This window comes from Noviherbaspirillum soli (assembly GCF_015352955.1).
GTDB classification, from domain to species: domain Bacteria; phylum Pseudomonadota; class Gammaproteobacteria; order Burkholderiales; family Burkholderiaceae_D; genus Noviherbaspirillum_A; species Noviherbaspirillum_A soli.
Genome location: NZ_JACYOX010000001.1, coordinates 309,561 through 329,041, shown reverse-complemented (window position 1 = coordinate 329,041; position 19,481 = coordinate 309,561). Strand labels below are relative to the sequence as shown.

Here is a 19,481-nt window from a genome sequence, read left to right as displayed (position 1 = left end):
TTCCTCAGAGGCAAGAAGTAACGGTATTGTTTCGAGGCAATAAGCTCGTGAGACAGAGTGCTCACGACTTTGTTGCAGCTCTCCGAAAAAAATATCCCGGCGGCATCATGCCACAAGCCGATGCCGGATGGTGCGCGTCGACCGGGTCCTTTCCTACAGAGCCGGCCTGATGCGGCCGGCGAGTTCCAGCTTCCCGTCCCTGGCCCTGACCACCACGATCTCACCCGATTCCACATAGCCGCCGATCAGCGCGGTGATGTTGACCTGGTGCGTCACCATCACCAGCGGCGTGCCCGACGGATGGCGGCCGATCAGGCCCAGCACCAGTTCCGTCTGCGCCTTTTCCTGGCCGGCGTTCTCGAAGAAGGAGTTCAGCGACGGTTCCGGCGTGGCCGGCCCCAGCCCGAGGCCGGCGGCGGTGTCAAGGCAGCGGCACCACTGGCTGGAATACACGGTGGCGCGGGCGATGCCATGCTCGCGAAACAGTGCGCCGGCGCGCGCCGCCTGGCGCTTGCCTTCGGCCGACAGGTTGCGCTGCGTGCGGCAGTCGTCCAGCCGGAAGCCGGAAGGGTCGCCCACGCCGGGCGCCTGCGCATGGCGCATCAGGGCGACATGGGTGCCGGCGCGCAGCCCGGCCCACAGCGCGGTGTCGTCGGCCGCGCTCGCGGCCTGCCAGGTCAGCAGGGGCAGCAGTGCCAGAAGGGCCAGCAGGGCCGGCATCAGTCTTTTCATCGGGATTCTCCAGAAGGGTGCAGTTGCGCCGGCAACGGAAACCGGACTTCCACCCGCAGGCCGCCCAGCGGCGCATCGTCCAGCGCCACCAGCGCGCCATGGCGGGCGGCAATATTGGCGACGATCGCCAGGCCCAAACCGCTGCCGGTGCTGGCGGCGTCGGCGGCCTGGGCCGGGCCCCGGTAGAAGCGCTGGAATGCGCGGTCGCGCTCCGCGGCGGGAATGCCGGGGCCGTTGTCGTCCACCGTCAGCAGCGCTTCCTCGCCGCGCCGCGCGACGCCCACCGCCACCTGGCCGCCCTGTGGCGTGTAGCGTATCGCATTGTCCAAGAGGTTGCGCATGAGGATGCGCAATGAGTCGGCATCGGCGCCGATCGCCACCGGCGCCGGCGCGTCCAGCGCAAGTTCTATGCGGCGCGCCTCGGCCTGCGGCCAGGCGTCGGCCAGCGCCTGGCGCGCCGCCTCCGCCAGGTCCAGCCGCGCCAGCGTGGTTGGCGCCTCGCCCGGCGCGGTGCGGGCGGCTGTCAGCAATTGCTCGATCAGCCGGCTGGCGCGCTCCACCCCCTGGCGCAGCTGGGCGGCGGCCGCCTCCCGGCCAGCGGCATCGCTGGCGCGCGACAGCAATTGCAGCTGCAGCGTCAGCGCCGTCAGCGGCGAGCGCAGCTCATGGGCGGCGTCGGCAACGAAAGCGCGCTGGCTGTCGAAGGCCAGCTTCAGCCGGCCCAGCAGGGAATTGATCGCATGCGCCACCGGCTCGACCTCGCTCGGCAGGTCGTGTTCCGGCAGCGGCTCCAGGCTGGCGGCGTCGCGCCGCTTGACTTCCAGCGCCAGCCGCTGCACCGGCCGCAGGGCGCGGTCGACGAGCAGCCAGATCAGCAGCGCCATCAGCGGCGCGAAGATCAGGAGCGGACGCAGGCTGCGCAGCGCGGCGGCGGCGGCCAGGTCGCGCCGCAGTTCCAGCGGCTGCGCAACCTGGATGATGCGGCCGCGCGCGGCCATGCTGTAGACCCGCCAGCGGCGGTTGCCGGCGTCGACATTGGAAAAACCGAGCACCGCGCGGTCGGGCAGGCCGCTGTCCGGATGGGAAAGGTAGAGCGTGGTGCCGTTCATGGTCCAGATCTGCGCCACCACCGACGGCGCCTCCTCGCCCGGACCGGGCGCCGGCGGCAGGCCGGCCGCCGTGCCCTGGTCGCGCAGCGACAGCGCGGTCTGGCGCAGCTGGTAGTCAAACAGCTGCTCGTTCTCGCGCAGCGTGTTGCGGTAGGTGAGGAGGCCGGTGGCGCCGGCCGCCAGCAGCGCCGCCGCCAGCAGGAACACCGAAAGCCGGGCGCGCAGCGACTTCATGCGGCGCCGTCCGGACGCGGAATGTAATAGCCGACGCCGCGCACATTGCGGATGAAGTCCGCGCCCAGCTTGCGGCGGATCGCATGGATATGCACCTCCACCGCATTGCTCTCGATCTCCTCGCCCCAGCCGTACATTCTTTCCTCCAGCTGGGCGCGCGACAGGATCGCGCCGGGCCGCAGCGCCAGCGCCTCGACGATCGCGTATTCCCGCGCCGACAGCGTGACCGGCGCGCCGTCGCGCTGCACGCCGCGGCGCGCCAGGTCGAGGGCGACGCCGCCCAGCTGCAGGCCGGGCTCGGCGCGGCCGGCGCTGCGCCGCAGCGCGGAGCGGATGCGGGCGGCCAGTTCGTCGAGGTCGAACGGCTTGACCAGGTAGTCGTCGGCGCCGGCGTCCAGCCCGGCGACCCGGGATTCCACCGCGTCGCGGGCGGTGATGATGATGACCGGCAGCGTCTTGCGGCGGGCGCGCAGGCCGCGCAGGATGTCCAGCCCCTGTTTGCCGGGCAGGCCCAGGTCCAGCAGCACCAGGTCGTAGTCGCCGGCAGCCAGCGCGGCGTCGGCGCGCGGGCCGTCGCGCAGCCAGTCGACCACGTAGCCGTCCTGCAGCAGCGCGTCGCGCACGGCGGCGCCTATCATGTTGTCGTCTTCGGCTAGGAGAATGCGCATGGAAATGTTCCGGAAGGAAGCCTGTATTCTAAAGGTTGTCGCCCGGAATGCATCGGTTCAACCCCGGCGCCGCATAAGCCGGCGCAGCGCCAGCCCCGCCAGCGCCAGGAACAGCGGCACCAGGTAGTACAGCACGCGAAAGGCCAGCAGCGCCGCCACCGCCTGCGCCATGTCGGTGCCTTTGGGCAGCAGCAGCAGGAAGGCCGAATCGAATACGCCCAGGCCGCCCGGCGCCTGGCTGGCGCTGCCGGCCACGATGGCGAGCAGGAAAGCCTGCATGAAATGGCTCCAGTTCAGGCCCGGAACATCCGGCAGCAGCAGCCACAGCACGCTGGAAATCGCCAGCAGTTCCGTTACCCCGGCGGCAAGCTGGCCGACGCACAGCGGCAGCGGCGGCGTCGTCATCTCGAAGCCGCGCAGGCGCAGCGTACGCGGCCGGCGCGACAGCAGCAGGTAGGTCGCCGGCGCCAGCAGCAGCAGGCCGGCAATCCGCACCGAGGGCTTGACCGGGTCCAGGGCGAACAGCAAGCCGCCCAGCGTCGCATAGGCCAGCCAGAAACCGAGGCTGGCGAAGACCGCCATCCGGGCGACCTCCGACGGCGCCAGGCCCAGCGGCCGCAATCCGGCATAGCGCACGCCGCCCGCCACCACCATCGCATTGAACGAGACATTGCCCAGCGCAAAGGCGGCGGCGGTGACCGGCGCGCTGCGGCGCCACGGCTGCGGCCGGCCCAGCCAGCGCAGGCTCAGCAGGTCATAACAGGTCAGCGCCAGGTAGGCCAGCAGCAGGCAGCCCAGCGCGAGCGCCAATTGCTCCCTGCCCAGGGCGCGCAGCGCAGCGGCGATGTCCTGCGGGCTGCTTTCCTTGAGCATGCCGTGCAGTCCCCACAGCGCCAGCGCAACCAGGGCCAGGCCAAACAGCGTGCCGGCGGCGCGGCGCAGGCGGTGCGCAGCGCCACGATGTGCGCCGGATGGAAGCGTGCGGTTGCTGGAATGGTCGGAATCGGGCATCGGTACGGCCTGTGCGGCAAAGGCGCCCGTTCCGGCGGCATGCCGGTCGGGGCAGGCCGCATTGTGCGCTATGCGGCAGGCGGCGTCGTCGCCCCGGATCAAAGGCTTTCAGCGCAAGGGTTGAACCCGCATCCCGTCCTTCATCTGGTTATTCGGAAACCTCACCACCTGCTCGCCTTCCGCCAGCCCATCCAGCACCTGCGCCTCGTCCTGGTTGCGCTGGCCTATCCTGACCGTGCGCTCGCGGATGCGGCCGTCTTCCACCGCGAAAACATGCCAGGCGTCGCCGACCCGGAACAGGCTGCTGCCGGGCGTCTTGCGCACCCGCCCGGCTTCCCAGGTGACGACGCGCGCCTCGACCCGGTAGCCGTCGCCCAGCGGCCCCAGCGCATCGACCGGCGTGGCGATCACATTGACCCGCTGTTCCTCCACGCCCAGCGCCGACACCTTGGTGAAGGCCACCGGCTCGACCAGGCGCACCGTGGCGCGCAGCGACTGGCCGCCGCCCCAGTCGTCCAGCCACATGGTCTGGCCCGGCCTGATGCGCACCGCGTCGGTGGACAGCACGTCGACCACGATCTCGTAGTCGGCCGGATTGCCGACCGACACCAACGGCGTGCCGGCGGCGACGATGCGCTCGCTCTTTTCATGCACCTTCAGCACGTAGCCATCCACCGGAGAGGCCAGCGGCAGGGGCTGCTGGCCGCGCTGGTCGGCGGCCGCGTCGGCGGCGATCAGCGCAGCCTGGGCGGCGCGCACGTCACCCTGCGCCGCCTGCGAGCGGGCGCGGGCGGCGTCGGCCTCGGCCCGCGCCGCCGCCTCGGCAGACCGGGCCTTTTCCATCGCCTGCGGCGAGACGAACTTCTCGGCCACCAGGCGTTCGACCCGGCTGCGCTCGCTGGCGGCCAGGGCCAGGTCGCTGGCGCTGCGCTGCACCCGCATCTCCGCCTCGCGCACCAGCGCCCGCGCCGACTCCAGCCGCGCCTGCGCCTGCTCGCGCTGGCGCGGGTCCATCGGCGTCGGATACAGCGTGGCCAGCACCTGGCCCTGGCGCACCGGGTCGCCGTCGTCCAGCGCGCTGCGCGCCAGGCGGCCCGCCACCGGCGCGGCCAGCACGTACTTGTCGTGGATGCGGACCTGGCCCTGGTTGCTCACGGCCACCTGCATCGGCCCGGTTCTGACGGTGGCCAGTTCGGTCGCCAGCGGCGCCGGCGCGAACAGCAGCCAGCCGAGCAGGCCGAGCGCCAGCAGCGCCAGCACGATGAAGGCCATGCGCTTGCGGCCGGGCGCGGCCCTGGCAGTCGATGGCCTGGCCGGCGCCGCAGCCGGCGCCGGCGCTGCCTTGATCAGGGTGCGGGACTCCATGCAGTGTTACTCCCGGGTCTTGAGTACTTCGATCAGGTCCAGCCGGCGCACCTTGCGCCAGACCAGGGCGCTGGCCACGGCGGCGGCGGCCAGCACCACGCCGATCGACAGCAGGAAGGTTCGATGGCTGACCACCAGCGGAATGCGAAACAGGTCCTGGCTCAGCAATTCCGACAGCAGCGCCGCCAGGGCGTAGCCGAGCAGGCAGCCCAGCGGCAGCGAGGCCAGGGTCAGCGCCGCCTGCTGGCCCAGCAGCATCGCAGCCACTTCGGCAGTGGTGAAACCGAGAATGCGCAGGCTGGCCAGTTCGATCGCCTGTTCCGACAGCGCGATGCGGGTGGCGTTGTAGACCACGCCCAGCGCAATGATGCAGGCGAAGCTGACCAGCACCACGGTATTGATGCGCATGTTCTCCGCCACCGTCGACAAAAAACTCTGCAGCGTCGCCTCCCTCAGGCTGACGCTGCGGATCGCCGGCACGGTCTTGAGCTGCCGGTACAGCGTGCCCTGGCTTTTCGGGTCGACCGCCAGGAAGGCGCCCGAGGCCAGCAGCGGCTCCTGCGCCAGCGCCGCCATCGCCCGCGCATCCATGTACGACAGCATGCCGATCGGCTCGTCGATGATGCGCGCCACCGGCGTCTCGGCGCGCTGCCGCTGGCCTTCCATGAAGGCCATCTCAAGATGCTCGCCCTCGGCGATGCCGAGCGTGTCGGCCAGCATGCGGGTCAGCACGATACCCCTGGGCGGCAGGTCGATGGCGCGCTCGTCCTCGTCCAGCACCCGGCGCAGCTCGCGCCGCGGCGGCAACGCGATGATCGCGGTGCGCTTGCTGCGATGGCGAAAGCGCATCGTCACCGCCGCCGAGCGGAACGGCTCGACCCGCAGCACGCCGGGCAGCGCGGCCAGGTTGTAGGCAATCGACCAGTCGCGCGGCTCGTTGAAGGACAGCGTGACGTCGTCGCGCTGCGCCACCCGGAACTGCACCCGCACGATCTCGTTGAGCGCATCGAAGGTGTACTGCCCGGTGATCACCAGCGCCAGCGCCGACGCCAGGCCGAGGATGGACAGCAGGCTCTTGGCCGGCTTGCGTTCCAGGTTGCGCAGCACCATGCGCACCGGCAGCGCAATCCAGCGCTGCAGGCCCAGCCGTTCCAGCGGCCCCGGCCGGAACCGCGCTGGCGCTTCCGGCCGCATGGACTCGGCCGGCGACAGCGTCACCACCCGGCGCGCCGCCAGCAGCGCGCCGGCCACCGCCGACAGCGCGGCAATCGACAGCGCCGCGGCAACTGCAAAACCCGACAGCGCGAACGACAGCTGCGGGAAATGATAGAAGTGCGCGTACACCCGCGCCAGCCCATGCCCGAGCCAGGCCCCGACCGCAATGCCGCCCATGCCGCCGGTCATCACGGTCCACAGCGCGAACTTCATGTAGTGCAGGCTGACGGCCAGCCGGCTGTAGCCGAAGCTCTTCAGGAGGCCGATCTGGGCCCGCTGCAGCGTGGTCAGCCGAAGCAGCACGTTATGGATCAGGAAGGCCGCCACGGCGAGGAAGATCGCGGGCAGGACGGTCGAGCTGACCCGGCTCTGGGCCAGCTCGTTGGCCAGGAAATTATGCGACAGCTGCTCGCTGCGGCCATAGGCGCCGATCGCGCCGTAGGGCGCCAGCAGCCGGTCCAGTTCGGCGATCACCTGCTGCTCGCTGGCATGCGGCGCCAGCGTGACCGTGATGTCATTGATGCCGTCGCGCATGGCCAGCGCGCCGGCCAGCGCGTCGCGGTCCATCCACAGCACGCCGAAGCGGCGGTTGTCGGGAAAGCTGTTGCCCTTGATCTCGTTGACATATTCCGGCGAGATCGCGATGCCGACGATGCGCAGGCGCTCGCGCCGGCCGTTGATGATCGCGCCCAGCGTGTCGCCCGGACGCAGCCGGTTGGCGCCGGAAAAGGCTTCGCTGACCAGCACTTCATTGCGGCTGACCGTGCCTGGCAGCCGGCCCGAGCGCAGGTGCACCCGGTTCAGGCCGGCGCCGTCCGGCGCCAGCGACACCAGCCGCCCGCTCGCCGGCTCTTCCAGCCCCGGCACGTCGAGCGAGGCATCGAACACGACCCGGCCCTGGGCTTCGCTGACGCCGGGAATGGCCTGCACCCGGCTGATAATGTTCAGCGGCGCGCGGCGCACGCTGGCAAACACATCGGCAAAGCGATAACGCTCGTAATAGGCCTGCTGCGCCGAGAGCAGCGCCTCGTAGGAGCCGCGCATGGTGACGAAGGTGGCGATGCCGCACAGCGCCACCATGGCCACCGCCAGCACCTGTCCGCGCATGCGCCACAGGTCGCGCAGCAGCTTGCGGTCCAGCGCGTGGATGAAGGCCGGCATCACCATGCGATCTGCTCCGCCGACAGCCGGGTCGCGTTGACCTCGATATGGGTGATGCTGCCGCTGCCGATGTGCACCACCCGGTGCGCCAGCGAGGCGATCGCCGCGTTGTGGGTGATGACCACGGTGGTGGTGCCGAACTCGCGGTTGATGCGGTCCAGCACGTCGAGCACGATGCGGCCGGTCTGGTAGTCCAGCGCGCCCGTTGGTTCGTCGCACAGCAGGATGTCGGGCCGCTTCGCAATGGCGCGGGCGATGGCCACCCGCTGCTGCTCGCCGCCGGACAGCTGGGCCGGGAAATGGTCCAGCCGCTCGCCCAGGCCCACCAGCGCCAGCGCCTCGGCGGCGTCCATAGGACGGTCGCTGATCTCGGTGACCAGCTGCACGTTTTCCAGCGCGGTCAGGCTGGGGATCAGGTTGTAGAACTGGAACACGAAGCCGACATGGTGGCGCCGGAAGCGGGTCAGGGTGGCGTCGTCGGCGGCCGACAGGTCGAGCGCGCCGTAGCGCAGCGTCCCGGCGCTGGGCAGGTCCAGCCCGCCGATGATGTTGAGCAGGGTGGACTTGCCGCTTCCCGAGGCGCCAAGCAGCACCACCAGCTCGCCGTCGTACAGCGCAAGGTCGGTGGGCTTGAGCGCCTGCACCTGCAACTCGCCCATGGTGTAGGTCTTGGCCACGCCCTGCAGCGTGAACACGGCCTGGCGCTCGGTGTCGGGGTTGGTCATGCTTTCTTGCTGGTGTATTGAGGCGGCGAAACCGGACAGTCGCAGCGGGAGCGGTGCACTGAGGGTAGCCCGCGACGCAGCAAGGTTCGCACCGCGCATGGCCGCTGCGGTTGATGTAAGTCAAGCGGCCCGGCATGGCGGCGACGGGCGCTCAGCGCTGTGTCTGCCCGGCCATGTCCGGCTCTCCTGTCAACGCCAGCATCGCCTGGCGCGCGGTGCGCATGGACGGTCCGATGTCCTCGCGGCCGGGCTGCAGCATCGGACCGATCTCCAGTGTCAGCGCCGCCCGGCGCGGCAGCCAGCCGCGCGGCCGCAGCACCTCCCGGGCGCCGCGCAGGCCGGCCACCACCAGCGGGCAGCCGGCCTGCGCCGCCGTGACGAATGCGCCGCTGTGGAAGCGCCGCAGACCCGGCTCCGGCACGAAGCCGGCCTCCGGAAACACGATCAGGTTGCCGCGCCGCCGCAGTGCATGGGCGATGCGCGCCGCATTGCCGGCATGGCTGCCGGCGCTGGACGGGGCCAGCACCACCGTGCCCAGCGCATGCAGCAGCGGGCACAGCACACTCTGGATGCGGAACTGCTGGCGCACCACGAAGGCATAGCCGGGACGCGCCGGCAGCATCGCCATCAGCGCCAGGCCATCCAGAAAACTGCTGTGGTTGACCAGCAGCAGATGGCGTTGCGAAGCCGGCGGCAGCCGGTCCAGGCCATGCGCCGACAGCGGCATGCCCAGCAGCCGGAACAGCAGCCGGCAGCCGGCGCGCGCCACCGGCCGTGACCGCGCCGGCCTTCGCAGCGCAACGATTGCCGTGCCGAAGGCCAGCAAGATCAGCGCGAACGCGGCCCACGCATAAGCGCCGTACAGGCAGGCAGCCAGCCGGCCAGGCCCGCGCTGCCGTGGCAGCGTCGTAGCCCGGTCGCGGTCGGCCGCGCAGTTCACCGCCGCTCCGCAAGGAAGCTCATGCGCTGACCAGTTCGGTATGGCCAAAACCCTTGCGGTAGTCCAGCAGCGAGATCAGTCGCGGCCGTATTTCCAGCAGCAGCACCGCGCCGCTGCGGGCTGCGTCCGCCCATTGCCCGACCTGCGGAAAACGCCTGAGCAGGCAGGCGCCGGCCCGTTCGATCTCTTCCGGCTTCTCGAGGATGCGGGCGTTGGCCGCTGCCGACAGCCCCCGGATCTGGCTCCATTCTGCATACGGCGCGGTGACGGTGAACGACACCTTGTCGCAGGCGCGGATGTTGGCGGCCTTCTGGCTCTGGTGGCCCACGCCGATATAGATCGTCAGCCCGTCATGGGCATAGCTGACCGTGGTGGCCTGGGGATAACCGTCGGGCCGGATGGTGGCCAGCGCCAGGTCCTGGCACTGGTCGAGAATTTCTACGATGAAGTCGTGCGCAGCCTGTTCCATCGTCTCTCTCCTTGCGGCGTCTGCATGCCGCCTACTGGCCTACTGTGCTGGCTGCGCCGCCAGCCGCGCTTGAGATGGGTCAAGAACCGGCAGGGCGATCGCTACCTGGCGCCGGCATGCTCCAGCGGCAGCGCGGTCTTGTACTTGACCTGCTTCAGCGCGAAGCTGGAGCGGATGTTCTTGATGCCCGGAATGCGGGTCAGATGGTCGAGGATGAAGCGCTCCAGCGCCTGGATGTCGGGCACCACGATGCGCAGCAGGTAATCGGCGTCCCCGGTCATCAGGTAGACCTCCATCACCTCGTCGAAACGGCTGACTTCCTGCTCGAAGCGCGCCAGCGCGCCGGCTTCCTGCTTTTCCAGGCTGACCTGGATGAACACATTGACCTTCAGGCCCAGCGCATGCGGATCGGCCAGCGCGACATAGCGCGAAATCACGCCGCGCGCTTCCAGGCTGCGCACCCGCGCCAGGGTCGGCGAAGGCGACAGGTTGATGCGCCCGGCCAGTTCCACATTGCTCTGCGCGCTGTCTTCCTGGAGCAGGCGCAGGATGCGCAGGTCGGCGGCGTCAAGGTTGAGATCCGGCATTGCATGCTTTCAGGCTGTTGAGATGCGACATTTTATGCCGTCCCTGATGCGCGACGCAGCAATATTCGGTTCCCTATGCCGCCCAGGGAAGCGTACCTTACTGGTTCGCACAACATTTTGCAGGAGACCGCCATGGACATGCCGCCCGCCAGCCAGCTCATCACCCATACCGATGCCGATCCGGCCGAAACCGCCGAGTGGGTCGATGCCCTGGCGGCGGTGTTGCAAAGCGGCGGCCGCGAGCGCGCCCGCTTCATCCTGTCGAAACTGTCGACCGCCGCCTGGGAATGGGGCCTGCAGTGGCGCGCCGCCCGCAACACGCCCTATGTGAACACGATCCGCGCCGCCGACGAGCCGGCCTTTCCGGGCGGCGCCGACGCGCTGGCGCTGGAGAGGAAACTGGCCGGCATCATGCGCTGGAACGCGCTGGCCATGGTGGTGCGCGCCAACCGCGCCCATGCCGAGCTGGGCGGCCACATCGCCAGCTATGCCTCGGCGGCAGACCTGTTCGAAGTGGGCTTCAACCATTTCTTCCGCGCCAGGAACGGCGACTTCGGCGGCGACCTGGTGTTCTTCCAGCCGCATTCGGCGCCCGGCGTCTATGCACGCGCTTTCCTGGAAGGCGCGCTGGATGAAGCCGACCTCGGCCATTACCGGCGCGAGATCGCGGCCCGCCGCCATGGCGCGCGCGGCCTGTCGTCCTATCCGCATCCCTGGCTGATGCCGGATTTCTGGCAGTTTCCCACTGGCTCGATGGGCATCGGCCCCATCAACGCCATCTACCAGGCGCGCTTCCTGCGCTACATGGAGCACCGCAGCCTGCTGCCGGCGCAGGACCGGCGGGTCTGGGGCGTGTTCGGCGACGGCGAGATGGACGAGCCGGAATCGCTGGCGGCGCTCAGCCTGGCCGCCCGCGAAGGGCTGGACAATCTCACCTTCGTCATCAACTGCAACCTGCAGCGGCTGGACGGCCCGGTGCGCGGCAACGGCCATATCGTCGATGAACTGGAAACCCTGTTCGACGGCGCCGGCTGGAATGTGATCAAGCTCCTGTGGGGATCGGACTGGGACCCGCTGTTCGGGCGCGACACCGGCGGCGCGCTGGTAGAGGCGCTGAACCAGACCGTGGACGGCCAGCTGCAGACCTTCGCCGCCAACGACGGCGCCTACAACCGTGCCCGCTTCTTCGGCCAGAGCGCCGCGATGCAGGCGCTGGCCGCCAGCCTGACCGATGCCGAGATCGACCGCCTGCATCGCGGCGGCCACGACATGAAGAAGATCCATGCCGCCTATGCCGCCGCGGTCTCGCACCGCGGCCGGCCGACCGTGATCCTGGCCCAGACCAAGAAGGGCTTCGGCATGGGCAGCGCCGGACAGGGCCGGATGACCACCCACCAGCACAAGAAGCTGGAGGACGAGGAGCTGCTGGCCTTCCGCGACCGCTTCGACCTGCCCATCAGCGACGCCGACTGCGCCGCGCTGGCCTTCTACAAGCCGGCCGCCGACAGCCCGGAAATGCGGCACCTGCATGCCCGCCGCGCCGTGCTCGGCGGCTACCTGCCGCGCCGCCATGATCCGCGCGCCAGCCTGCCGGTGCCGGACATCGCGTCCTACGCCCGCTTCGCTCTGGAGTCGGATGGCAAGGAAATGTCGTCGACGATGGCGCTGGTGCGCATGCTGGGCGCGCTGATGAAGGATGGCGGCATCGGCAAGCGGGTGGTGCCCATCGTCGCCGACGAGGCGCGCACCTTCGGCATGGCCAGCCTGTTCCGCCAGTTCGGCATCTATTCCTCGCAGGGCCAGCTGTACGAGCCGGAGGACATCGGCTCCATCCTGTCCTACCGCGAAGCCAGGGATGGCCAGATCCTGGAGGAGGGCATCACCGAGGCCGGCGCGATTTCCTCCTGGACGGCCGCGGCCACCAGCTATTCCACGCACGGTTTGCCGATGCTGCCGTTCTACATCTATTACTCGATGTTCGGCTTCCAGCGGGTCGGCGACCTGATCTGGGCCGCGGCCGACCAGCGCGCCCGCGGCTTCCTGGTCGGCGCCACGTCCGGCCGCACCACGCTGGCCGGCGAAGGCCTGCAGCACCAGGACGGCAGCAGCCACCTGGTGGCGGCCACCATACCGAACTGCGTCGCCTATGACCCGGCCCATGCCTACGAGGTTGCGGTCATCGTGCAGGACGGTATGCGCCGCATGCTGGAAGAGGGCGAGGACGTGTTCTATTACCTGACCGTCACCAACGAAAACAATCCGCAGCCGCCGATGCCGGAAGGCGCGCGCGAGGGCATCCTGCGCGGCATGCACCGCATCGTCACGGTGGACGCGCCGCGGGCGCGGCTGCTGGCGGCAGGGCCCATCGTCAGGGAAGCGCTGGCGGCGGCCGAACTGCTGCGGGAACGTTTCGGCATCGCCGCCGAGGTATGGAGCGTGACCAGCTTCTCGGAGCTGGCCCGGGAGGCCATCGCGGTGGAGCGCGACAACCGCTGGCGCGACGAGCAGGCCGTACCTTATGTCACCCGGCAGCTGCAGGGCGATATCCCTGTGGTTGCCGCCAGCGACTACGTGAAGGCAGTGGCCGACAGCATCCGCGCCTGGGTGCCTGGGCCATATGTGACGCTGGGCACCGACGGCTTCGGCCGCAGCGATACCCGGGCCGCGCTGCGCGACCATTTCGAGGTGAGCGCTGCCTGGATCGCTTTTGCAACTATCGAGAAGCTGCTCGCCAACGCGGAGGAACGACGCGCCGCTGCCGCGGCGCTTGGCATCGCCTCCAGCTGAAGGGGTTGGTGCCACGGGTTGACCGGATCGGGGTGCGTTCGGGAAGTTGCGCATCTCTTTCCTTTCATGCCCCCTTGTACGGTTGCCAACATGGCCCCAGATGGCGCCTGTGCCGCCGACGCTTGACGGGCGGCTGGTCCACCAACTCAAGGAGCATGACCATGACCCCGCAGGAACATGAAAAGCTGCAACAGTTCTTAAGCCAGTTGAACCAGGCCGGCGGCGTGCAGCGCGACCCCGAAGCCGACGCAATGATCAACGCCGCGGTATCGCGCCAGCCCGACGCAGCCTACCTGCTGGTGCAGCGCACGCTGCTGCAGGACCAGGCGCTCGAAACCGCGCAGGCCCGCATCGCCGAGCTGGAGCGACAGGCGCAGGCGGCGCGGCCGGCATCGTCCGGCAGCTTCCTCGGCGGCGCCGACACCTGGGGCAACAGCGCCCGCAGCGCCCCCGCGCCCGCCGGCGCCACTCCCGAGCGCGCATCGACCCTCGACGCCAATCCGTATCCACAAGGCGGGCAGGGCGCCTATCCGCAAGCCGGGCAGGGCGCCTATCCGCAAGGCCAGGTCCCATACCCTGGCCAGCGCCAGGGCGGCTGGTCCCGGTTCGGTGGCGGCATGGGAGGCGGAGGCGGCAGCTTCCTGGGCACCATGGCGGCCACCGCGGCAGGCGTGGCGGGCGGCGCTTTTCTGTTTCAGGGCCTGGGTAACCTGCTCAACAGCCATCATGGCAACGACGCCGGCCAGCAGCATGGCCTGACCTCGGACGCCGGCGCGGGCCAGACTTCCGCCGCCGACAACAGCCTGGCGCAGGACGCGGGCCTGAACGACATCAGCGCGACGCCGGCGCCGGCGCAGGAAGCACAGGACTATGGCGTGGCGGACGATAACGTCGCCTTCGATGACGGCGGCATGTCCGACGATTTCGGCGGCGGCGATGATTCAATGATCTAGTCCCGCTGCGGTCGCTGCCGGAAGTTGGCGACGCACCCGTGCCTGATGCTGTTGCACCATGCGTCGCATTTTGCGTTAGGGTGATGCCTTCGCCAACTTCCGGAGCACCCAAGCTATGAACACCCGCATCAAGGCCATTGCCTTCGACGTATTCGGCACCGTGGTCGACTGGCATGGCGGCATCAGCGCCGAGGCCGCCGCAGTCGCGGAACGACATGGCATAGCCGGCGACTGGGACCGCTTTGCCGCCGACTGGCGCGCCGGCTATCCGCTCGCGATGAACCGGGTGCGCAACGGAGAACTGCCCTGGACCCGCATCGACGGCCTGCACCGTCTGATCCTCGACGAAGTCGCACCGCGCCACGGCCTCGACGCCATTCCCAGGGCCGAGCTCGATGAGCTGAACCTGGCCTGGCACCGCCTGCCAGCCTGGCCGGATTCGGTGCAGGGCCTTGCCCTGCTCAAGAGCGCCTACACCATCACCACGCTCTCCAATGGCAACTTCTCGCTGTTGACGGACATGGCCAAGCGCGCCGGCCTGCCCTGGGACTGCGTGATTTCGGCCGAGCTGTTCCACCACTACAAGCCTGACCCGGAAACCTACCTGGGCTGCGCCGACCTGCTCGGCATCGCCCCCAACGAGCTGATGCTGGCCGCCTGCCATCCGGAAGACCTGCGTGCGGCCAGGGAGCACGGGCTGCGCACCGCTTATGTCACCCGTCCGCATGAGCATGGCAGAGAGGCTCGGCTGCCCAGGGTGGCTGACGGCGAGTTCGATTTCCTTGCGAACGACATCATTGACCTGGCTCGGCAATTGACCTGAACGTCATCCGCGCCGCGTTGATCCGGTGGACTGCAACTTCGCCAAAGCGTGGAAACATCTTTGCGAGATAGGCGAACTAAACGCCGATGCAGGCGCCGGCCAGCGCCTGCATCGGCAGATCAGTTATTAATGCGCCATGTACTTAGCATCGAGGAAAATTCCCTTCCATTACCATCCTGGCTGAGTAGCTGCGCACCATCAAGCCAGGTGTTTTTCATGTAAAGCCCCTGAGCGTCGCAGTGCGAAACGAACGTGTTCAATTCACAGGGCACCTTCGCCTGCCGCGTATCCGGCGGCAGAGCAAGACTGTCAACGAAATCCACGTAGGGCGGTATGCTCTCCGGCGTTATCCGCCTTCCCAGCACGCGGATCGACATTGGAGCAAGAGGCGGCGTGTAGGGGGGCGGTGCAATTGTCGACCATGCATAGGACGTGGACCGCAGATCTTGCAGTGGGAAAAACAGGCTTTTGACAGGGTCAGGTGCAGTTGGCTCGGGCAGAAGGGGATCGAGGCCTTTTAACGCAAGCGTGTATGCCCTGAGAGGCGATACCAAACCGCTTTCACTCAGTTCCTGCAATGACATTGCCCTGGCCCTGGTTCTGACAGTCTGTCTTGCGACGGGGCTACCACTCATTTTTGTAAAGTATTCCATCGTCCATATGCCGCGTGACGGGTAGGAAGCGATGATCTCGTCAGACTCGGTCTGCTGCAGCAATTGGAGGTCGCGCTCCCCGGTATAGGTCACTTTGTCGGCCGATCCGATGCCGCCGAAGGCGAAGTCAACTGCCGTGATTACGTTGAGCCGCACAAAAGCCGAACTGGAGTCTGCTATCGTGCCATCGGCGTTTTTCTCAGGAACGAAATTACGGTCCAGTTTGGGAAGTGTCATGGAACTGCTACCGCGGACCAGTGAATACTTGGTGCCGCGCGGCGATGTCACATCGACGCGAACGATGTTTTCATCATTGATTTCCTGGACCGGCACTTTGATGTCATAGCCCGTGCTGATCAAGGCGGGAAGTGCGCCGTCCATGTAGCTACGCAATTCGGCCATGGGATTCACGCTTCCCGCGAACCGGTACTGGTCCCCGATGAGCCGCAGCTTGCCGTCGGGGCCCATGGTGGCGACCGATTCTTCGCGACGTGGTGTCAGGTCCCTGCTGAGGGAAGCAAAGCTGAACACGATATCGCCGTTATCCCGCTTGTATTCGAATGTGCCTTGGACAAAGCTGGCGCCTGTGCCACTTTCGAGAAACAGCCCTGGAAACGCGCCGCCCGGCCCGACGGCGGCGCCGGAATGCCGGTAGGTCGTCGGGTCGTTATTGGAAAAGAGCGCCCGGCACTGTGCAGCAGTGACGGTGGTGGTCTCGTAATTGGCACGGGCTTTGAGCGGTAACGCAAAACAGGCAGTCATGCGTTCGAGGAGATCGGCGACCTGGGGACTGGTGCCGGGTGCCGGAAGGCTAGCTGTGGTGATGGGCTGGCCATTAATCTCCGTCGGCGTGATTCCGTTTTGCGCCAGGATAAGGGCGAGCGGCATCGCATTGGTAAAACGGATCACCGGCAACTGCTGACCATTACCATTGTCGGTGGTTTTGACGGTGATTTCGATGGTGCTGGTGTCCTTGTTGCTGGTAATCGATATACCGAGCGCGTCCAGCACCTGGTCGGGCCCGGTGCCGTCGGCAGGCGCGGACCCGCTGCGTATAGCCGCGATGTCGGCCTTGAGGGCCGTCAAAAGCGGCGCAATTACAGCTTCCGCTTCCTTCCATTTGGTGAGAAGCGCCTTCGCGTCGAAGGTTACCTTGCCGCTGGCAAGGTCCGCAGCCAGCGTGGACGGGCTGCCCGTTACCGACACCAGCGCGGCGACAAGGTTGCTGAGCGTGTTCACATTGACGGTCGTGCTGGTCTTTGTATCGGCCAGGGCTACAAGCATGTCCTTGCCGGCAACGGGATTCTCGCGCGTGGCCTGAACGACCAGTGGCCCGCCGTAGAGTGGATTGACATTGAGCCTGAAAAATCCGGCTGCATCGGTCTTGCCAGAGCCGACGGTATTGCCTTTGCGGTCAATAATGGCGACTGCCGCGTTGGCGAGTGGCGCCCCGGTGGCCGCCACCCCGCTGATGACGATGTCATTACTTGCAGGCGGGGTGGACGGCACCGCGGTTCCAGGCGGGACCGAGGCCACATCACTGGACGAAGACGAGGATCCCCCACATCCGGCGATGGCTATCGCTATACAGACCGCTGCGGCGAAGAGCGAATGTTTGCCTGCTTTGTACACCGTGCACCTCCCATTGTTAAACCTGTCGGAAAAGAAGCCGGGACCGATAATGCGCTGGCATCCGGTCCAGGGCCTTGTCGTGCCAGTCAATTTCTGTCTTCGCAAGGAAACGGTGAAGGAGTGAGCAGCGCGTCGCTGGTGGGGCAGCTCAGATCATCGTTACCTGAAGTTCGGTAACAGAACGCGCTTTGGAGTTCTTGCTTCTGGCCGGCAGGCGCGTACGGGGAGGTGTGTATCGCCGAGGGAGAAGCCGGGAGATACCGCTTCCCTTTGAAGGGTTCGCGCGTGGGCTTGCATTATCGAAGGTCAGTACAAGGAATGGCGCAGGCAAAATAGGCAGCGCCGACATCGCTGCGGCTTGCGGTCGGTAACCATTGAGAACGCATGCATCCTATCCCGTCAGGCGCCACCTTTTTTACCAATGGCAGAAACCTGTGCCGCAGAATGGAAGTGGCGACCGCACTGGAGAAAGGAGAAGGCTGCGCCGCTTATTCCTGTGGCGGCTACGCCCGAAGAGGGCTTGGATTTGCGGCCACCATCAGACCGGCCTGGTTTTCGGCCGCTTCGCTTCGCGGCGCAGTATCGACGGGCTTTCTAGCGCCGGTTCTGCTTCATCGCGGACTGGATCTCGCGCTGGGTATCGCGCAGCCGCTCGGTCTCGCGCTTGTCGTGCTGCTTCTTGCCCTTGGCCAGGCCGACCTCGCACTTGATGCGCCCCTTGGAGAAGTGCAAATTCAGCGGCACCAGCGTGTAGCCGGCACGCTCCACCTTGCCGATCAGCTTGCTGATTTCCGCCGAATGCAGCAGAAGCTTGCGGGTGCGCACCGCATCCGGGCTGATATGGGTGGAAGCTGTGGGAAGGGGACTGATGTGCGAGCCGAACAGGAACAATTCGGCCTTGCGCACAACCACATAGGCTTCCTTCAGATTGACCCGGCCGGCGCGGATGGACTTGACTTCCCAGCCTTCCAGCACCATGCCGGCTTCGAAGCGTTCTTCGATGAAGTAGTCGTGAAAGGCTTTTTTATTGTCTGCGATGCTCATCAGGGGGAAGTGGTGGCGGTCGGTTAGAATTTCAACCTTCGCATTTTATCAAACGGTTCACAGTCAATGGCAGTCGTACACAAGTCCGTATTGGTCGGCTACAGCGCCGAGCAGATGTTCGCCCTGGTCGACCGGGTCGAGGATTATCCGAAATTCCTGCCCTGGTGCGGCGGCGTCGAGGTCCGGAATCGCGAGGGCAATATCCTGGTGGCCACGCTGAAGATCAATTATCACGGCGTCAAGCAGAGCTTCACCACCGAGAATACCAACACCCCGCCCACCCAGATGGTGATGCGTTTCGTCGACGGGCCTTTCAAGCAATTCGAAGGCACCTGGACCTTCAAGCCGCTGCGCGCTGACGCCTGCCGCATCGACTTCAACCTGCACTACGAGTTTTCCAGCCGCATCCTGGAGCAGATCATCGGCCCGGTGTTCAACATGATCGCCAATAGCTTCGTCGATTCCTTCACCAAGCGCGCGGACGTGGTGTATGGCTGAGATCCGGGTGCAGGTCTGCCATCCGCTGCCGCAGGCGCCGCAGCTGCGTGATTTGACGCTGAATGAAGGCAGCACCGTGCGCGACGCAGTGGTCGCCAGCGGGCTGCTGCCGCAGTTCGACCCCGACCACTGCCCGGTGGGGATCTTCGGCAAGAAAAAGGCGCCGGAGACCGTGCTGCGCGATGGCGACCGGGTGGAAATCTACCGGCCCCTGGTGGCCGACCCCAAGGATGCGCGGCGTCGGCGCGCAGTGAAGAAGGAACGCGCCGCCTGACTTCGCCCGCAAGCGCGGCCATGGCGTGCTGCCGGCTCTTGGCGGTTTGCCGTCAGCCGCCGCTGCGGCACTGCTCCAGCACGCGCTGCACCCGGCTTGTTTCCTCGGCCCGCTGGGCGTCCGTCAGGTAGCTGCGCTCGCCATTGGTGTCGGTGCGCGCGATCCGTCCGCCATTGGCCAGCGCCCGGCCGTAAGCGCGCGCCTGTTCGCAATTGCGGTTCTTTTCCTTTTCCAGCGCTGCCTGATCGCTTTCCTTCTGTTCGCGCTCGGCGCGCTCCAGGCGGCGTTTTTCAAAGTCGGCATTGCGCTCCGCCAGGGTCGGCCCGCTGGGCGCAGCCGCTGGCGTGGCAGCCGGAGCCGCGGCGCGGGCGCCAGGAGCTTGCAGGATGCGGCTGGCCGGCGTGCCGGCCGGCGGTGGCTGGTCGGAATACTGCTTGACGCCTTTCTCGTCGAGCCAGACATGCTGGGCCAGTGCCGGCAGGGCGGCGAATGCGAGCAGGCAGGCGAGCCTGCGCAATGTCGTGGCGGCCATGGTAAGTCCTTTAATTAGTGATCAAAGGCAACGATTTCCTCATGCTTTGCCGGATGTGTCAACCGAAAG

At 67.4% G+C, this 19,481-nt stretch carries 18 protein-coding genes; 5 read left to right on the top strand and 13 right to left on the bottom strand.

Features of this window, described 5'->3' with window-relative positions; all coding sequences use genetic code 11:
• Window positions 1-153: 153 nt before the first annotated feature.
• From IGW04_RS01415 to IGW04_RS01370, 10 genes are all read right to left on the bottom strand, one after another.
• Window positions 154-732, bottom strand: coding sequence for a histidine phosphatase family protein (locus tag IGW04_RS01415; RefSeq protein WP_228526736.1), 579 nt, complete (start codon window positions 730-732; stop codon window positions 154-156).
• Window positions 729-2,075, bottom strand: a complete 1,347-nt coding sequence (locus tag IGW04_RS01410; RefSeq protein ID WP_194711225.1) for an ATP-binding protein — start codon at window positions 2,073-2,075, stop codon at window positions 729-731. Before IGW04_RS01410 ends, IGW04_RS01415 begins: the two co-directional genes overlap by 4 nt.
• Window positions 2,072-2,743 (bottom strand): response regulator, encoded by a 672-nt coding sequence (locus IGW04_RS01405; RefSeq protein ID WP_194711224.1) that lies wholly within the window; start codon window positions 2,741-2,743, stop codon window positions 2,072-2,074. The genes IGW04_RS01410 and IGW04_RS01405 overlap by 4 nt, the downstream gene beginning before the upstream one ends.
• A gap of 57 nt (window positions 2,744-2,800) precedes the next feature.
• Window positions 2,801-3,856, bottom strand: coding sequence for a UPF0104 family protein (locus IGW04_RS01400; RefSeq protein ID WP_194711223.1), 1,056 nt, complete (start codon window positions 3,854-3,856; stop codon window positions 2,801-2,803).
• A 6-nt stretch (window positions 3,857-3,862) separates the two neighbouring features.
• Window positions 3,863-5,119 carry an efflux RND transporter periplasmic adaptor subunit gene (locus tag IGW04_RS01395; RefSeq protein WP_194711222.1) on the bottom strand — a complete coding sequence of 419 codons (1,257 nt, stop codon included), beginning with the start codon at window positions 5,117-5,119 and terminating at the stop codon, window positions 3,863-3,865.
• A 6-nt stretch (window positions 5,120-5,125) separates the two neighbouring features.
• A complete protein-coding gene (locus IGW04_RS01390) occupies window positions 5,126-7,501 on the bottom strand; it encodes an ABC transporter permease (RefSeq protein ID WP_228526734.1) in 2,376 nt (791 codons plus the stop codon).
• Complete coding sequence (locus IGW04_RS01385; RefSeq protein ID WP_194711221.1) at window positions 7,495-8,220, bottom strand: ABC transporter ATP-binding protein; 726 nt, start codon at window positions 8,218-8,220, stop codon at window positions 7,495-7,497. Before IGW04_RS01385 ends, IGW04_RS01390 begins: the two co-directional genes overlap by 7 nt.
• 151 nt (window positions 8,221-8,371) lie before the next feature.
• Window positions 8,372-9,160 carry a lysophospholipid acyltransferase family protein gene (locus IGW04_RS01380; protein WP_194711220.1) on the bottom strand — a complete coding sequence of 263 codons (789 nt, stop codon included), beginning with the start codon at window positions 9,158-9,160 and terminating at the stop codon, window positions 8,372-8,374.
• A 19-nt stretch (window positions 9,161-9,179) separates the two neighbouring features.
• Complete coding sequence (locus tag IGW04_RS01375; protein ID WP_194711219.1) at window positions 9,180-9,629, bottom strand: pyridoxamine 5'-phosphate oxidase family protein; 450 nt, start codon at window positions 9,627-9,629, stop codon at window positions 9,180-9,182.
• A gap of 101 nt (window positions 9,630-9,730) precedes the next feature.
• Window positions 9,731-10,216 carry an Lrp/AsnC family transcriptional regulator gene (locus IGW04_RS01370; RefSeq protein ID WP_194711218.1) on the bottom strand — a complete coding sequence of 162 codons (486 nt, stop codon included), beginning with the start codon at window positions 10,214-10,216 and terminating at the stop codon, window positions 9,731-9,733.
• A 132-nt stretch (window positions 10,217-10,348) separates the two neighbouring features.
• On the opposite strand from IGW04_RS01370, the gene mdeB reads away from it, so the two are divergent.
• From mdeB to IGW04_RS01355, 3 genes are all read left to right on the top strand, one after another.
• Entirely contained in the window at window positions 10,349-13,003 is a 2,655-nt protein-coding gene (gene mdeB, locus IGW04_RS01365) for an alpha-ketoglutarate dehydrogenase (RefSeq protein WP_194711217.1), read from the top strand.
• 161 nt (window positions 13,004-13,164) lie between these two features.
• Entirely contained in the window at window positions 13,165-13,956 is a 792-nt protein-coding gene (locus IGW04_RS01360; RefSeq protein WP_194711216.1) for a DUF2076 domain-containing protein, read from the top strand.
• Between the two features lie 115 nt (window positions 13,957-14,071).
• Window positions 14,072-14,779: a haloacid dehalogenase type II gene (locus IGW04_RS01355; RefSeq protein WP_194711215.1), complete on the top strand. Its 708-nt coding sequence runs from the start codon at window positions 14,072-14,074 to the stop codon at window positions 14,777-14,779.
• A gap of 119 nt (window positions 14,780-14,898) precedes the next feature.
• Here the strand turns inward: IGW04_RS01355 and IGW04_RS01350 are convergent, their stop codons facing one another.
• A complete protein-coding gene (locus IGW04_RS01350) occupies window positions 14,899-16,941 on the bottom strand; it encodes a hypothetical protein (RefSeq protein ID WP_194711214.1) in 2,043 nt (680 codons plus the stop codon).
• Between the two features lie 717 nt (window positions 16,942-17,658).
• Window positions 17,659-18,108, bottom strand: coding sequence for an SsrA-binding protein SmpB (gene smpB, locus IGW04_RS01345; protein ID WP_194711213.1), 450 nt, complete (start codon window positions 18,106-18,108; stop codon window positions 17,659-17,661).
• Window positions 18,109-18,174: 66 nt separating this feature from the next.
• Here smpB and IGW04_RS01340 point away from each other — a divergent pair, with 66 nt between their 5' ends.
• Window positions 18,175-18,606, top strand: coding sequence for a type II toxin-antitoxin system RatA family toxin (locus tag IGW04_RS01340; RefSeq protein ID WP_194711212.1), 432 nt, complete (start codon window positions 18,175-18,177; stop codon window positions 18,604-18,606).
• The gene (locus IGW04_RS01335) at window positions 18,599-18,880 is read left to right on the top strand and encodes an RnfH family protein (RefSeq protein WP_194711211.1); all 282 of its coding nucleotides are present in this window, start codon (window positions 18,599-18,601) and stop codon (window positions 18,878-18,880) included. Before IGW04_RS01340 ends, IGW04_RS01335 begins: the two co-directional genes overlap by 8 nt.
• A 52-nt stretch (window positions 18,881-18,932) precedes the next feature.
• On the opposite strand, the gene IGW04_RS01330 is transcribed toward IGW04_RS01335, so the two are convergent.
• The gene (locus IGW04_RS01330; RefSeq protein WP_194711210.1) at window positions 18,933-19,412 is read right to left on the bottom strand and encodes a DUF4124 domain-containing protein; all 480 of its coding nucleotides are present in this window, start codon (window positions 19,410-19,412) and stop codon (window positions 18,933-18,935) included.
• Window positions 19,413-19,481 lie beyond the last annotated feature (69 nt).

Excerpts from the sequence above, each read along its gene's own strand:
- IGW04_RS01385 (WP_194711221.1), bottom strand. The coding sequence starts at position 8,220 with ATGACCAACCCCGACACCGAGCGCCAGGCCGTGTTCACGCTGCAGGGC.
- IGW04_RS01335 (WP_194711211.1), top strand. The coding sequence starts at position 18,599 with ATGGCTGAGATCCGGGTGCAGGTCTGCCATCCGCTGCCGCAGGCGCCG.
- IGW04_RS01355 (WP_194711215.1), top strand. The coding sequence starts at position 14,072 with ATGAACACCCGCATCAAGGCCATTGCCTTCGACGTATTCGGCACCGTG.
- IGW04_RS01330 (WP_194711210.1), bottom strand. The coding sequence starts at position 19,412 with ATGGCCGCCACGACATTGCGCAGGCTCGCCTGCCTGCTCGCATTCGCC.
- IGW04_RS01390 (WP_228526734.1), bottom strand. The coding sequence starts at position 7,501 with ATGGTGATGCCGGCCTTCATCCACGCGCTGGACCGCAAGCTGCTGCGC.
- IGW04_RS01410 (WP_194711225.1), bottom strand. The coding sequence starts at position 2,075 with ATGAAGTCGCTGCGCGCCCGGCTTTCGGTGTTCCTGCTGGCGGCGGCG.
- IGW04_RS01395 (WP_194711222.1), bottom strand. The coding sequence starts at position 5,119 with ATGGAGTCCCGCACCCTGATCAAGGCAGCGCCGGCGCCGGCTGCGGCG.
- smpB (WP_194711213.1), bottom strand. The coding sequence starts at position 18,108 with ATGAGCATCGCAGACAATAAAAAAGCCTTTCACGACTACTTCATCGAA.
- IGW04_RS01405 (WP_194711224.1), bottom strand. The coding sequence starts at position 2,743 with ATGCGCATTCTCCTAGCCGAAGACGACAACATGATAGGCGCCGCCGTG.
- IGW04_RS01415 (WP_228526736.1), bottom strand. The coding sequence starts at position 732 with ATGAAAAGACTGATGCCGGCCCTGCTGGCCCTTCTGGCACTGCTGCCC.
- IGW04_RS01360 (WP_194711216.1), top strand. The coding sequence starts at position 13,165 with ATGACCCCGCAGGAACATGAAAAGCTGCAACAGTTCTTAAGCCAGTTG.
- IGW04_RS01340 (WP_194711212.1), top strand. The coding sequence starts at position 18,175 with ATGGCAGTCGTACACAAGTCCGTATTGGTCGGCTACAGCGCCGAGCAG.
- IGW04_RS01370 (WP_194711218.1), bottom strand. The coding sequence starts at position 10,216 with ATGCCGGATCTCAACCTTGACGCCGCCGACCTGCGCATCCTGCGCCTG.
- IGW04_RS01375 (WP_194711219.1), bottom strand. The coding sequence starts at position 9,629 with ATGGAACAGGCTGCGCACGACTTCATCGTAGAAATTCTCGACCAGTGC.
- mdeB (WP_194711217.1), top strand. The coding sequence starts at position 10,349 with ATGGACATGCCGCCCGCCAGCCAGCTCATCACCCATACCGATGCCGAT.